The sequence below is a fragment of the Microseira wollei NIES-4236 genome (assembly GCF_020521235.1).
GTDB lineage: Bacteria > Cyanobacteriota > Cyanobacteriia > Cyanobacteriales > Aerosakkonemataceae > Microseira > Microseira wollei.
The window spans coordinates 1-14,738 of record NZ_BLAY01000216.1 but is presented as its reverse complement, the minus strand read 5'-3'; the positions used below and the strand labels follow the sequence as shown (position 1 = coordinate 14,738).

The 14,738-nt window shown below is 43.0% G+C and carries 11 protein-coding genes and 1 pseudogene; 6 read left to right on the top strand and 6 right to left on the bottom strand.

Features of this window, described 5'->3' with window-relative positions:
• Nucleotides 1-104 precede the first annotated feature (104 nt).
• Both MiSe_RS42130 and MiSe_RS42125 read left to right on the top strand, forming a co-directional pair.
• Nucleotides 105-344: a hypothetical protein gene (locus tag MiSe_RS42130; protein WP_226592085.1), complete on the top strand. Its 240-nt coding sequence runs from the start codon at nt 105-107 to the stop codon at nt 342-344.
• Between the two features lie 116 nt (nt 345-460).
• Nucleotides 461-880 (top strand): hypothetical protein, encoded by a 420-nt coding sequence (locus MiSe_RS42125; protein WP_226592083.1) that lies wholly within the window; start codon nt 461-463, stop codon nt 878-880.
• Between the two features lie 226 nt (nt 881-1,106).
• Here the strand turns inward: MiSe_RS42125 and MiSe_RS42120 are convergent, their stop codons facing one another.
• Complete coding sequence (locus MiSe_RS42120; RefSeq protein ID WP_226592081.1) at nt 1,107-3,425, bottom strand: FHA domain-containing protein; 2,319 nt, start codon at nt 3,423-3,425, stop codon at nt 1,107-1,109.
• A 182-nt stretch (nt 3,426-3,607) separates the two neighbouring features.
• On the opposite strand from MiSe_RS42120, the gene MiSe_RS42115 reads away from it, so the two are divergent.
• Nucleotides 3,608-5,305 carry a hypothetical protein gene (locus tag MiSe_RS42115; RefSeq protein ID WP_226592079.1) on the top strand — a complete coding sequence of 566 codons (1,698 nt, stop codon included), beginning with the start codon at nt 3,608-3,610 and terminating at the stop codon, nt 5,303-5,305.
• Between the two features lie 293 nt (nt 5,306-5,598).
• On the opposite strand, the gene MiSe_RS42110 is transcribed toward MiSe_RS42115, so the two are convergent.
• The 4 genes from MiSe_RS42110 to MiSe_RS42095 all read right to left on the bottom strand — a co-directional run bounded on the left by MiSe_RS42110 (nt 5,599) and on the right by MiSe_RS42095 (nt 11,550).
• The gene (locus MiSe_RS42110) at nt 5,599-6,276 is read right to left on the bottom strand and encodes a hypothetical protein (RefSeq protein ID WP_226592077.1); all 678 of its coding nucleotides are present in this window, start codon (nt 6,274-6,276) and stop codon (nt 5,599-5,601) included.
• A gap of 212 nt (nt 6,277-6,488) precedes the next feature.
• Nucleotides 6,489-8,051: a glycosyltransferase family 39 protein gene (locus tag MiSe_RS42105; RefSeq protein ID WP_226592075.1), complete on the bottom strand. Its 1,563-nt coding sequence runs from the start codon at nt 8,049-8,051 to the stop codon at nt 6,489-6,491.
• 25 nt (nt 8,052-8,076) lie between these two features.
• Nucleotides 8,077-9,702, bottom strand: a complete 1,626-nt coding sequence (locus MiSe_RS42100) for an ArnT family glycosyltransferase (RefSeq protein ID WP_226592073.1) — start codon at nt 9,700-9,702, stop codon at nt 8,077-8,079.
• A gap of 84 nt (nt 9,703-9,786) precedes the next feature.
• Nucleotides 9,787-11,550, bottom strand: coding sequence for a hypothetical protein (locus MiSe_RS42095; RefSeq protein WP_226592071.1), 1,764 nt, complete (start codon nt 11,548-11,550; stop codon nt 9,787-9,789).
• A 287-nt stretch (nt 11,551-11,837) separates the two neighbouring features.
• On the opposite strand from MiSe_RS42095, the gene MiSe_RS42090 reads away from it, so the two are divergent.
• Nucleotides 11,838-12,683 (top strand): glycosyltransferase family 2 protein, encoded by an 846-nt coding sequence (locus tag MiSe_RS42090; protein WP_444980618.1) that lies wholly within the window; start codon nt 11,838-11,840, stop codon nt 12,681-12,683.
• A gap of 299 nt (nt 12,684-12,982) precedes the next feature.
• Here MiSe_RS42090 and MiSe_RS42085 read toward each other — a convergent pair whose 3' ends face one another.
• Nucleotides 12,983-13,189: a MerR family transcriptional regulator gene (locus tag MiSe_RS42085; protein WP_226592067.1), complete on the bottom strand. Its 207-nt coding sequence runs from the start codon at nt 13,187-13,189 to the stop codon at nt 12,983-12,985.
• Between the two features lie 241 nt (nt 13,190-13,430).
• On the opposite strand from MiSe_RS42085, the pseudogene MiSe_RS54245 reads away from it, so the two are divergent.
• Both MiSe_RS54245 and MiSe_RS42080 read left to right on the top strand, forming a co-directional pair.
• Nucleotides 13,431-13,645: pseudogene (locus MiSe_RS54245) on the top strand (zinc ribbon domain-containing protein); the annotation flags it as partial.
• Nucleotides 13,646-13,725: 80 nt separating this feature from the next.
• Nucleotides 13,726-14,619, top strand: a complete 894-nt coding sequence (locus MiSe_RS42080; protein WP_226592066.1) for a hypothetical protein — start codon at nt 13,726-13,728, stop codon at nt 14,617-14,619.
• Nucleotides 14,620-14,738: the final 119 nt, after the last annotated feature.

Sequence of the window (14,738 nt, the reverse complement as noted above, 5' to 3'; positions counted from 1 at the left end):
TTGATTTATACCAAAAGATTGTGGAATGCCGTGCCCATATTTTGCGGTTTCGCGAGTAGGGGCAAGGCGTATAACAATTTTGATTTATACCAAAAGATTGTGGAATGCCGTGCCCATATTTTGCGGTTTCGCGAGTAGGGGCACGGCGTATAACAATTTTGATTTATACCAAAAGATTGTGGAATGCCGTGCCCATATTTTGCGGTGGCGCGAGTAGGGGCACGGCGTCTAACAATTTTGATTTATACCAAAAGATTGTGGAATGCCGTGCCCCTACGATCGGGGATAGATATAGTAGATGTTTCTATCTCAGGCAGGATAAACAAAGCGACCAATTCAAGTAATCCAACACGTTGCACCCACCGCCTTATTATCGATTGACGATATTATTACTTTAGGCCAATATCCGCCAGAAAAAATAGAGGAATTCTGCAAATCTATCGATGAATATCCGCCAAATATGACGCCGCAAACCATCGAACCTGGAGAGGCGTTAGCTTGGTTTAGGAAAAGCAAACAAGACTCGTTTAAATTTCGCATTACCCCAGGCAAAATGGAACCCAGTCGCCACGTTCGCAAATATGCGGAAGGTCAATTAGGGGAAGATAAAAGTTTTGACTTCCGAGGGCCGCATTGTCAGTTAAATTTACGCGATCATAATCTAATTTTATTCACCCAAATTGCAGAAAGTTTAGATGATGAAACTTGGTTGTTTCATTTACAACAGCATGATTATTCGCGTTGGATTCGCGAGGTAATTAAGGATGAAGGTTTAGCTGATGAAACGGAACAAATTGAACGGCGTGCTTATCTATCAGCGCCAGAAAGCCGCGGTTTGATTAAGGCAGCAATCGAACGGCGCTATACTTTGCCTGCTTGAGATCTGGCACCAGTCCCATCACCCGCCAGGGGTTTAAACCCCTGGCTAATAGCTAAAGTCCTCTGAAAGAGGACTGATACCAAATCCGCTTCCATGACCTCCTTTTTAAATGAACCGCCAAGAAGCCATAGACGCTTTCAGAGGCGCACTCGTTGAGTAGAACGCCAAGAAGAAGAAGATTATAGGAGTTGTCGATGGGGATTTGATATGAGAAAGAACTTGAGTATTAAGGTTCTACATACCCCACCCATTTAAACCATTGAACCAGAGAACGAAACGCGGTAAATCTTTTAACTCCAGTAGCACCGGATTTCGCTAAACTATCCACCGCTATCAACGCTGCATATTGCAATCCCAAAAAGCTATCTACCGCAGCGTAGGGGCCACCTAAAGTAATCGCACCGGCGGCATATATTTTACCTCGTTGATTCTGCATTCCTTTGATTTCAAAATCATTTTCGACAAAGATGCGCCCGTTGTAATTTAAGGGCAAATTGTAATGTTCGAATAAATCTTTTAGCAGGGGACTGGCTTCTACTTTGGCATCTAAACCCGTGCAATCAATAATAAAGTCGGCTTCGATATTTGTCAGCCCTTTAATTCCCATTTCGCGGATGCGGGTTATGGTGATATTTCTGGGATCTTTTTCGACTTTCTCGACTTCGCCAAAGCGAATTCTGTACCAACCTTGCGAAATTCCTTCTTGTACAATTCTGCGCCAATCTGTGCGATCGGCGGTGGTTGTTCCGCCCCAATCTTGGATTAAAGCGCGGCGTTTGTTGGGTTCAGATTGCTCTAATAATTCTCGCAATTCTCCGCCCCAACAAGCTTTAGGCCAGTTAAAGGGTTGGAATTCGTAATGATTTTCTACTGTGCGTTGCGCTCTCTCGTATTTATTCCCTTCTGGTTTGGGCGATCGCATCAAATGCACAATAGTAATATTTCGGTTCAATTTCCGCGTTTCGTAGATGCGTTGCACAATTCGAGATGCCACAATTCCCCGCCCCCGAATTAACACCGTACCGCCATTTTTTTCTAAATGTTGGTAAACATGGTTATGGTCTTCATAAGCATTCACAACCGACTTAAAATCATTTGTTTTTTCGCGATATTCTTGCAGATCGGGCAAAAATTGAATCGCCGGATAACCGGGTGCGAGGTGTAAATAGCGGGCGATTAAATACCCATGTTCGCGATTTTTTCCGCTATATGCAATACAATATCGTCCATCTTCTGTTTTCCGAATTGCGCGAATTCGTCCGTATTGAAAGATATGATTCCAACCAATTCGCGCTGCTTCTCTGTCAATCGAATCAAACACATTTCCGGCGCGGGGTGTATAAGTTTCAGCAAAGGTTGGTTCGGCAAAAACTTGCCACAATTCTTTGATTGCATCGCCAAATCTTCCCTTGCCAAAATCGTGGCAAGCTTCCCGCAAGGCATAACTAGGCCAACCCCAAATATTATCGGGACAAGAGTCGGAATTTGACCGCAATCTTTCTCGTAATGGGATTTGGGAATTGAGGCACAATTGTTGATAACGGGCATAAGGTTTTGGTTCTAAACCCATTGCAATAATTTGATGCGGTTTGACGCCGCAAATCCTCAATAAATCGACCCAAATATAACTGCCCAATCCCGCACCAACGGCAATGTATTCTGCTTCCTGTACCGATAGGTTTGTAGTGCGAAGATCGTCTAATGATATTAGTTGTTTGCTAAATATCGATGGAGGAAAGTTTGGTGGCGGAGAGGGCGAAGGAACTGCGGGCGCTAATAATCCTGTATCCGGGTTAAAACCAATTACATATAAAGGTTGTACTGGCGGTGTATTGCCTCCAATTACAGTCCCAGGTACAGTTATAACCGGGGAACTTGCTGCTAAGTTTACGGCGATATGATAAGGGCCAATTTGTATGATATCGCCGTTGGTTAAAATAGTTTGTTTCTGACGTATGCCGTTGACTAAAGTACCCGTTGTACTGTTTTGATCGCTGACAACTAAATTACCGCTGACTCGGTTAATAAAAGCGTGATAGCGGGAAACTTGGAGACTATCTAAGAGGATTCGGGAGACAGGATGTCCTTGAATTTCTGCTGGCATTCGGGCAATTTCTCGTCCGAGGGCGATGGGAATTGCTAAGATTGATTCGTTGGTTTCTCCGGTTGTGGGATCTTCCCAACGCAGTCCAATTTGATCTAAATTTACTGGGGATGGTACGGTAAAATTTATCCGGATTTGATACGAACCAATTTGTACTGTATCGCCGCTATTTAATACTGTCTGCGTTTGACGGACGCCGTTGACAAAAGTGCCGCTGCTGCTACGATCTATGATGACTAATTGACCGTTTTTATAGTCGAGTTCGGCGTGAAAGCGCGAGACGCGCTCGTCAGCTGATAAAATGATTTGGGCAACTCGACGCCCTTCTATTTGGGCAGGCATTCGCGCAGCTTCTCGTCCGATGGCGATGGGTGTTTCTAGCGTGAGTTGGCGAGGTTGTGCTGTGGTGGGGGGGTCGTTGTAAATTAATTGAATTTGCATGGAAGGGGGTAATGTTGGCAGTCATCGACTGTTTTAGCATAAGCTATTTTTTAATGAACCGCTTCAGGCGCAGAGTCAGAGATAAGAGAGACTAGAAGTAGGTTGGGTTTCACTATTGCTCAACCCAACGTACACTTTTTAAGTAATGGGAAGAATGTCGGGGTGTTATGGCGATCGCACGAATGCAACAATTCTTAATAAGTCTTGATTCTAAACCTGCTAGTGGAAGGGTGAGGTTTTGGTTTTGTCTGAGTTTGGGATTTTCTGTACTTTATGGATTTTTGGGATTAAGGGAAGGATTTGGTAGCGAATATGTCGTGCAAGATGATGCGCGGCAGCATGTGTTTTGGATGCTGCGATTTTTAGATCCGGAGTTATTTCCAAAGGATTTAATTGCGGATTATTTTCAATCGGTTGCGCCTGGGGGATATAAGGCGGTTTATCAGTTAGCGGCGGGGTTGGGAATTAATCCGCTTTTGCTGAATAAATTGTTGCCGATGGTGTTGGGGATAGTTACGACTTGCTATTGTTTTGGGGTGTCGATGCAATTGTTGCCAATACCGGCGACGGGTTTTATGGCAACGTTGCTGCTGAATCAGGCTATTTGGATGAAGGATGATTTGGTTTCTGGGACGCCGAGAGCATTTTTGTATCCTTTTTTTATGGCGTTTTTGTATTACTTGTTGCGGCGGAATTTGGTGGGGGTGGCGGTGGCGATCGCTCTCTTAGGTTCGTTCTATCCTCAATACACTTTCGTGGCGGTTGTTCTGTTAGTTTTGCGCGTTTTAGATTGGCAAAATAATCGGTCAGATTTATTATTGTGTGCAACCGGATTGGGAGTGGCTTTTTTAGTGCTGTTACCTTATGCTTTTTCTTCTGACAAATTCGGACCTACTATCACTGCTGCGGCGGCGAGGCAATTACCGGATTTCTTACCAGGAGGACGGACGCAGTTTTTCCACGAAAATCCTTGGCATTTTTGGATTAATGGACGACGTAGCGGCTTTTTTCCCCGATACTTTTTTGCTCCGGCGACGCTTTGGTTGGGGGTGTTGCTGCCAATTTTTATGCGATTTTCGGATAAGTTTACTTTGGTTAAACATGTGAAAAATGGGGTTTTATTATTGCAGATATTGCTGGCATCGTTGGTGATGTTTTTTGCTGCTCATGCTGCTATCTTTAAATTGCACGTTCCCAGTCGGTATACGGGATATAACTTGCGGATAATTATGTCTTTTGCGGGTGCGATCGCTTTAACTATCCTGATCGATAAAATTCTCACAAGTGCGAAAGAAGATCCTTTCTTTCTTCTGCCTTTATCCATCGTTCCCAAACTCTGCATGGGAATGCTTTTGATTTTAATATTCTATCCTGCTTTTGTGCCTGACTTCCCCGAAACAAATTACCGCGTGGGTAAAACGCCAGCACTGTACGAGTATTTCCAAAAGCAACCGAAAGATATTCTGATCGCATCTTTGGCGGAAGAAGCGAACAATTTGCCGTCATTTTCCCAGCGTTCTATTTTAACGGGAAGAAAATATGCAGTTCCCTATCAAGTCGGTTATTATAACCAATTTCGCCAGCGGACAAGCGATTTGATTCGCGCTCAATATAGTCCAAAAATAACAGAAGTAAAAGATTTTATCAAAAAGTACGGGATAGATTTTTGGTTACTCGATCGCGCTGCTTTTACAACGGAATATGTAGCTAACGATGAATGGTTGGCACAATATCAACCGGCGACAAAAGTAGCAATAGAAAAATTAAAGCAGGGTGCTATCCCTGCTTTATCAAAAGTTACGAGTCGGTGTAAAGTTTTCCAGGTGGATAATTTGGTTGTTTTACAGGCAGAATGCATCGCCAAAAGCAAACAGAATTAAACAGTGGTAATTGGTAATTGGTAATTGGTAATTGGTAATTGGTAATTGGTGTAATCGTGACAATTACCAATTACCGATTACAGCAGATTGCAAGTAAGTGAGGTACAGCCTTTTGGCTGAGTTTGTGTAGCGGCAGCATTAATGCTGCGCGCTACACAAACCTTCGGTGTACCTCATGCGCCTGCAATCCGCTATACCCATTACCAGCGCCGTTGGATGTAACTGGTAGGGGCGGGTTTTACCAACCATTGCGTGACACCGAGAAATATTTCGTTAAACCCGCCCCTACTATGTTAAATACCTTCATCTGGAGTTAAGGTTACAATCATTTCTGATACTCGGATGCCTAAACGTTGCCAGTTAGGATTGTTAGAAGAAAACAAGCGATCGCCTGAAACTGCTTGATAATTATTCGGAAACCGCTGCCCCGCATCGGGTGCAGCATCGACTATCAAAATCAAACCCCCTCGATAGCGTGCAAGTCTAGTTTTCTCCAACATAACTGTACCGCCGTAATCCCATCCAAGTCCAGAGATTTGAAATTCACCTAAAATGCGGCGTAATTCTGCTAAAGAAGTACCGACGCCAATCCCTTCGCGAGTTTTCCAAGCTGTGCCAAAATTTCGCACCGTTCCTACTTGAGTCCGCGCGGAATTACTCCAAACAACGGTGAAAGATCGCTCTCTTCCCAAGTTTACGTCGGTAGCAGCAAACTGACCTATTCCTTCAGCGCCGGAAATAGTTTTATCCCGCAAACGAGACTCGCCAAATAGTCTTGTCAGATCGCGACGAGTGGTATTGCGCGTCACCGGACCAACCCGTTCTCCTGGAATAATTAAAGTATCCCTTAAATTGACTGATTGTGCGACGGTGGTTTGTGCAAAAGAATTTGCTGCGATCGCTACGGGGGATGCTGCGATCAGCAATAATGTTACGGTTGCGGTGGCGATACTTTTAATAGTTGTATTCATCAATGTTATTCTGGCTAGATGACATTTAATATCTACAACTTCAAATTACGCTTTTCCTGATATCATGTCCAGTAGCAACGGTTGTGTAACTGCTAATAGCTAATCGCTAATGGCTGCTCTGGAGGCAATTGACAATTAGCTGGCGAGCAATTAGCAATTAGCCATCCATACACTACCGATACCTGGGGAAATGATATGACAGGGATATAGAATTACGATCGAGTAATTCGCCACAAATCCCCAGGTTCGTGAACGAGTTCTAGTTTGTAACGTTGTTGTTCAATTCCCGATTTTAAGCTTTTTGCAGGGCGAAATAAAAACACGTCGCTGAACTTTCCTGGAATTTTAGGGACGTTGGGTTCTTTTACTAACATTAGTTTGACTTTTGGGTCAAGCAAATAACTAAGAGATGTAACTCGAATGGCATTACTTCCGATAACAAGCGGTTGCTTAGTCTGGTTAACAATCCGCGCGACTGGGGGATTGTAATAGCTGCTATATTTATTCCACCACGTTTCTGCTTGAGAACTAATTCCACAGGATACAACCCCTCCCGAAATTATTATAACGGCAATTATCCGCCACAGTTTCTGTTCCCAAAGATGAGAAATTAAGTAAGCAACCGCTAATTGAATTCCTAAATAACAGGGAATTAAATACCGAGGAATACTCGAACGCTGTCCACCGTCAGTTAAATCTTTCAATAACAGAGGTATAGTCGTTGCAATTATCAAAATTAAAATAAACAGCCAAGCTTGTTTGTCACTCGTTCTAAACAAAAAATAAATCCCGTACAGGATTATAATTAAAACAGGTATAATCGCATATGTCAGCGGGTTGCTAAAGTTAATATGCAAGTTGTCGTAACCACTTTTGATATCGATAAAATTGTCGGAGTATCCAATAGCAGCATCAAAAAAAATAGCGCTAAAGTTAAGCAACCACCTGCTGACTAAAGTCGGTAGGGGAATTTCATTTTTCACCCAGTCGATATCATTAAAGTTAGTCACCATTAAGAAACACCAGGGGAAAAAAGCTATAAACGCTGATAATGATGATATAAAATAAGCGGTAAAAGTCTGACTAAATCTAATTTTTTTCACGATAATGACATAGATACCATGGGCGATCGCCACCAGCACCGTCAGTAAATTTGTATACAATCCCACCACTAGGGTGACTGCGTAAAATGCCCAATTTATGCTTTTATTAAGTCGGATCGCCCGCAACAGTGCGGCGCTAGATAATAAAATTGTTACCGTCCACAAACTGTAACCCCTTGCTTCTTGAGCGTAAAGTACGTGTAATGGGGAGATTGATAGGAGTGCGATCGCAATCCATCCCGTTAGCGGTAATTCAAATAATTCTCGACATAACCAATACATTAACGGAAACGCCAGCAAGCTAACTGCGGCAGAAAAGCTTCTCATCGCCGCTGGAGAATAACCAAAACCCTGCCCCCAAAGTCGCGCCAGCATAAAATAAAGTGGTGGATGTTCGGGGTTTTCTACTGCTAAGGATCTAATAGTATCGATTAAACCTTTTTTCGGAGCGGGCTGTTGATACTTCTGTAAATCTGCTATTCTAATAACCTGACTATCGCTAACTAAATCGGAAAAATCTTCTTTTGTATAACCTGACAAGCGTATTGATGTGACTGTTTCATCGTACCAGTAAACTTTTTGGTCGATGTTGGCAAATCGAAAAAAGATTCCTAACGCTATAACGATTGCCAAAAAATAGTTGAATTTTAAATATTGTTTAAACTTGAACATGACATTTCCCTCCATTCGTCAACTCTCAGAAACCGGGTTTCTTTCTAAATACCCGGATTTCGGGGTTAATTTTGTCAAAGTTTGAATAAATGTACATTTGATCGATGTTTCTATAACGCAATTCTTCCTGGTTGAATAAATCCCATTTGGGATGGGATTTATAGGTAAACAGTAACTTATATCCTAGTTCCCCACGGTTTAATTTATCGAAAAATTCGTATTCTGGACGATTCGTTTCAAATCTGCGAATATCGTAACCGCTTGTGCCAATAATATAGTCTGGTTTTGTTTTTGCTAAAACTGCCAATGTGGGTTTTCTTGTCACTTCTGATTTGTAGTTCTCTAGGCGGGGTAAGTACTTGCGATCTCCTGCACCCAAAACAACTTCATTCTTGCTGATATTCTCTGCCATCCATTTCTCTACGTAATACCTCGAATCGTTTTCCATCAGTATATTTACTGAAAATGCATAAGCGAATGTATAAACAAATATCGCCGTCATTAAAACTGCTTTTGCTTTAAAAAATTTCTTCGCTGGATTTAGTAATTCAGCAATAAACTGTCCTCCAAATAACGCCAGGATTAAACAAGAAGGCAGTAGATATCTGACGTTATTGTAAAAAACAACGCTGATATAAAACAGGTAATAGGAAACAATCGGAATTAAAAGGCAGAATAATAGATTGGATTTCTTTTTATTTAATAAAGCGCTAAATAAACCCAACATGCACAGGCAATATAAAGGCCATCCGAAAGCAAATCTGATATGTCGGAAACTTTGCACAAACATGCTGAAATAACCGAATATATTTCTTTCAAATCGCGGGCGTATTTGAGCATCTCCTGCGGTGATTAGATTAACGTGTTTGATAAAACCTTGTAGATTAAAGACGATATTGTGGATGGTTAAAAAGATAGTAAATCCTAGAGCGAACGCTAAAATTACCTTCTCATCCATTATCGCATCTTTGAGCCGCGCCTTCTGATTGTTTTGCTTCAAATATAGGTAGTTTTGATAAATGATAAATATAGGTGTTAAAATATACAATCCATAAGCTTGGTCTTTCGTGCCAACTGCGATCGCTGCGGTAGTTGAGAATAACAAATAATCCGCTAATTTTTGATGTTTCAAAATGCGGATATAAAACAACATAGAAAGCATTACCCAAAACAGGTAAGGCACTTCTAAATTCATCGTTTTGGCATAGTAAACAAAAGGACATAACAAAGCAGCGATTGATGCGGCGAAAACCGCTGCCCTTTCTTCATAAAGTTCTCTGCCGCATAAGTACGTGACAAATACAAGTCCAGCACCCATAATGACGCTGGTAAATCTGCCAATATAAAAAAGTATCGTGTAGGTGGGTAGACTGTTAACATCTACTAACTTCAAATTATGCAACAGCAAAATCGGCGAATATAAGATAGTTAAGACATAAAAATGAAACGGCGGATATTTAAAATGCCAACCATTGGAAAAACCTTTTTCAATACCATCGATAACCCTTAAAGGAATGAGTTCATCCGCCGCCCATGCGTTAAAACTTGGCAAACCCCATCCCATGCTGTAACTGTTAATAAAAACGCTGAAGCACAAGATAATAATCATGGCTATTTTAAATTGATTTACCGATTTTAGATATGCTTTCAAAACCTTCACTCCTCTAATATCACTAAATTATCTCTCTTCTCTGACTCTGCGGACTGTCGCGTCCTCTGCGGTTCAATCATTCAGTTATTTTGGTTGTTTGACAATACATGACGCTTGCAAGACAGCAAAAGTTTCCGTATCGAATACAGAACACTTCTCCAGGAGGGTTGATAAAGCTGGAACAGTACCTTGTTTTATCTTTTCCACGATTGGTTGTTTGGCTTGAAATTCCTCCATCCAACTATTATTTTCTACATAGTATAACGTAAAAGCAGCTCGATCTAGCAACCACAAATCTACCCCATAGGTTTGAATAAAGCGCTGTACTTCTTTTAAATCGATACTGTATTGAGCGTTAATCATATCCAAGGTTCGCTGCTGAATTTGAGCATAGTACTTTTTGTGATAGGGCAGAGCATATCCTTGTCCGCCGACTAAAATTGATCGGTGGGCGAAGCTGGGTAGGTTATTCGCTTCTTTGGCAATAGATGCAATGGTAATATCTTTGGGTTGCGACTGGAAGAACTTGTACAGCGCTGGTACTTCACCAACGACATAACTATCGGCGGCGAAGGAATAGTTCTGCAATTTTAAAATCGGCGGATATAAAAAGAGAGCAAAGGCGATGAGGAAAGATAAGAAGGTTTTTGATTGGTAATTGGTAATTGGTAATTGGTAATTGAGTAAGGTATCGAGTAGGGATGCAATGGTAATACTAGCGGCGATCGCAACTACAATTCTGAAGCTATGTTCGGTATATCGATTGGGCAAATGCAATTTAAACAGCAGTGCGTGGGCAATCAAAAACCACGACAACGATGCTATCAATATTTGCGGCAAGATATCGATGCCGCGAATCTGCTTTACTAAAGGGAATCGCTGCGGATTTCGCAGCAGTATAGGCAACGCCAACGCTGCCCATAATTGGGGCGGAATTAAAAGGAAAGAATAATTAAATGCCAATCCACACCACTCGGTGGGTAACATACCGCTGCGCTTACCGCAAAACCAAAATTTAACCGGATCTTTGTCAAAAAAGTTCGACCATCCGTCGGGTAGAAAAGCGGGCAAGGTTTTCGCTTCAGCAGCACTGATAATTGTGCCAAATTCTGAAGGTTTGAAAGCGTAGGGGAGCAAAATTAAAATGGCAACTGCTAAGGTAATAGCGTAGAAAGCGAGTGAAGAAGACGCAAAGACGCGAAGACGCAAAGACGCGGGGAAATTTTCTATTTCAGCATCTTTACGGCTATGCCAGACTAGCTGTAAAATCAGAACGCCAGAGCAGACGAAGACGCATTGGGGATAAAAAAGTCCGATTAGTGCAATCGCACTCGCCACTCCCAACAAATTACGCTTGAGCAAATAATACAAAAATGCCAGCAACAGCGGATAGACAAAAGCAACGGGAGTCGCAGCAACAATATCATCCCGCATCCACAAAGTTTGATTTAGCAACAACGCACCGATAAAACCGCTGATGGGTATGGGTAATAATTCCACGCAGATGCCAAAACAATAACAGGTGGCGATCCCTCCCAAAACAGGCGGTAATAATTTATGCAGCAAAAGCGGTTCAATTCCCACAATCGCCATCAACCGATAGACCCAAGTGTATCCCGCAGGCGCCACCGATTGAAAATAATCTGCCATCAAATCCTTGGGAAACAGATTCGAGTCAACAAACCGCTGCATCCAGAATACATGCTGTCTGGCATCATCCTGCACCACAAAGAAGCCGCTAAAAGCTTCCCGCAGCGCCGGGATGCTGTAAACGACTGCCAAACTTAGACTTAAAATAAACCAGAACGTTACAGATGAACTCGCTACTCGACTCGCGGAGTTGGTCAAAAATTTATGCAGTCGCGACATCAACATTGGCACAAACGGTATTTTTAGATCCAGATTCAGATTAAAAGTACCAAATAACAATACTATATGGCAGCACGAAGAAACCCGGTTTCTGCATTTAGGTTTTTCCCTCCGTCTTGTACTATATGGGAGTGGTGCGATTAGAAGGAGTGCAAATCGTGCGCGAAATCAACCGACTCTCGGAAACAACCTCCCACTTTGGACGTACAGAGACACAAAATAGCAACGGCGTTTCTACAAAAACTGCCTATCCGCCTTTTTCCCTCATCCTTCCCGTATATAACGAAGAGGAAGCAGTTGCAGAAACCATCGCGCATTTGCACGCAACCTTTGACGCCGCCGGATGCAAATACGAGATTTTAGTTATCAATGATGGTTCTACCGACAGAACCGGCGATATCCTGCGTTCTTGTCAGGATATCAGATTAATCGAACACGGGCGCAACTGGGGATATGGCGCCGCACTTAAAACCGGAATTCGCAACGCCAAATATCCTTTAATTGCGATTACCGACGCCGATGGAACTTATCCCAACGAACGAATTCCCGAATTAGTCGCCCTCGCCACCGAAGCTGATATGGTAGTCGGTGCGAGGACAGGCGCAAACGTTCAATATTCCCCCATTCGCAAAATTCCCAAATGGTTTCTCGTCCATTTTGCCCAATGGGTAGTGCGGCGGAGAATTCCAGATTTAAACAGCGGAATGCGCGTCTTTCGCAAAAGTATCGCCGAACGATTTTTAAATATTTTACCCGATACCTTTAGTTTCACGACGACGATTACCTTGGCAATGCTAACCAATCATTACGTCGTCCATTACGAACCAATAGACTATCGCCATCGCGTCGGAAAAAGCAAGATTAAACCCATCCGCGATACGTTAGGTTTCGTGCAAATTATTTTGCGAATCGGGGTTTACTTCGCCCCCCTGCGCGTGTTCTTACCAGTCGCCACCGCATTTTTTATCGGTTTTTTAATTACCCTGTCTCAAGACATCTTCATTCGCCACGACTTAACCGAAAAAACCCTAATCCTCTTCGTCGCCGCTACCCAGCTTGGTATGTTCGCCCTCCTAGCTGACATGATCGATAAGCGCAGTAATCGGTTATAAATTTTTTGGTAATTGGTAATTGCTAATTGCTAATTGCTAATTGCTAATTGCTAATTGCTAATTGATCCCCGCTTGACCCCCCCAAGGCATTGGGGGTTGGGGGGGATCGAGATCTAGCGTTCCCCCCAACCCCCCAGGGCTACTTCATTGTGACGGTATAAAATTTACTCTAGTCCTCAAGAGTGGATATTTTATTGCAGTAGAGGCGCACCTAGCTGCTATTGAGAATCAGCGGGGGAAATGAAGAGATACGCCGGTTTAAAAACCGGCGAGTCGGGTTTCATCCCCGCAGTTATTACTCAGGGGATGAAACCCTCCCGTTCTGTTTTGATAGTTTTAATTGTTCGGGGAACGCCTGCTGCTTTTTCCACTTCTTCGAGCCAGAACCTTCTTTTTCCTCCTGGCGTTCTGATTGCTTTGAGCCGCCCTTCATTCTCCCACCTTCGCCAGCTGGAAACCTGCACTCCAAGTATTCTTGCCGCTTCTTTCGGCGTGACATGGTTCATCCAAACTTGCTTAATTCAACTAATGTCAACTTAGTCTATTTAAGCAGGTTTGCGTTATTTAAGCAAAGATTTTTTACCTATTGGATCGTCTTCATCCCTTTCCTGCTTCCCGCGTGCAAACCTGACATGCTCACAATTCTATACAGTTTATTAAACAAAATAAAATTATATAAACTTATATTTCCAACAAAAAAAAATTGCATGTGATGGTAAAAAATAAGAAGAGAAAAATTGGTCAAGGGAGGATTTAAATTTGTCAGGTATGATGCTAATCGGAAAAAGCTATTCCAGATCTGGGTTTTTATGAATTCAGATGCCAGTTAGAGTACAAGTGCTAGTTGTACGGCTGGGAATTAGTGACAAGGATGAATCAGTGGTTTCCGCTCGGCAAAAATTGCTCTAATTGCGGAACTAAAAAAGAAACACTCTTACTCTTCAAGAAGAGTGTTCAAGTGCCTTCGAGTCAGCAGAAAGTAAGTGTCAAAGATGTCCACTTATGGGCAACTTTGGGTAGGTAGTATATCAGGGTAAACGCAATGCCAACAATTAACATTTCCGAAAAGCTGATCAAGAGCTACAGCGATCGCACGTATCGCTACACAGCAATGATTAGCCACAATGGCACCGTGGTATCCTTTGCCATGGACGATAAACGGCGGATATTTTATGCCGTTCTGGACTTGAATGATACCCAGGGCAACAAGGGAGAGTATGATGTCGCCTATTGGCCAGAAGACCCCTCAGAACTACAATTTCCCAATGAAATTGAGCAGGTAGGCTATAGCATCACCGGCGCTACCCCAATGCCTGTGGTTAAGGTGAATACGCGCCAAGAAGTAGCCAATCCCAGCAGCTTGCAGCCTGATGAAATTGAGCGCTTTCTCTCTAGCACCGCCCGTTTAACGGCTGATGCTCCCTTCCAGGTATTTTCTGACGATCAGTATATTTTCGTCTTTCGACAAGCAATTGCCAACGGTCACGCGGATGCCGTGTATAAGCTCACCAACGGCAAAACATCAGGAGATGCGACTCGTAGCGACCTAGTCAAGAGCAATAACAGCAATGTACCCGTAGTGGATAGTACCCTATTGTGCGATCGCTTTGTTCTCGCTGGCAAAGTTTTACAGCCCAACCGAGAAGTGCGCTATCAACGCAGCCGCCACAAAACCCGCCCCGCCAGCCAAACCGACGGCTTAGGCGCTAACGACATGGAAGGGAAGCCCTTCTTTGAGCCAACCCAAGAACTAGCGTTTATCCGCAACCTCAGCAATGGCGGCTTTACCGTATTACAACTGCCCACCCAAGTGCATGGGATCAAACGCTGGCAGTTTTTTGCCTACAATAGCGTCACCCAGCGCATCGATGCCTTTAACTTAGAAGTAGCTCGTGATGGACTATTTAATCCCCAAGGTACCCAACTCTACACCTAAAAATAACGGGAGATTGGTAGCCCCGTCAATTTATTGCGGGGCGGAAAATCGACACGAGCGGTTTTAACCGCAGTCAATATTAAGCTTAACTAATGTTGATTCTTGACATTGGTGAAGAG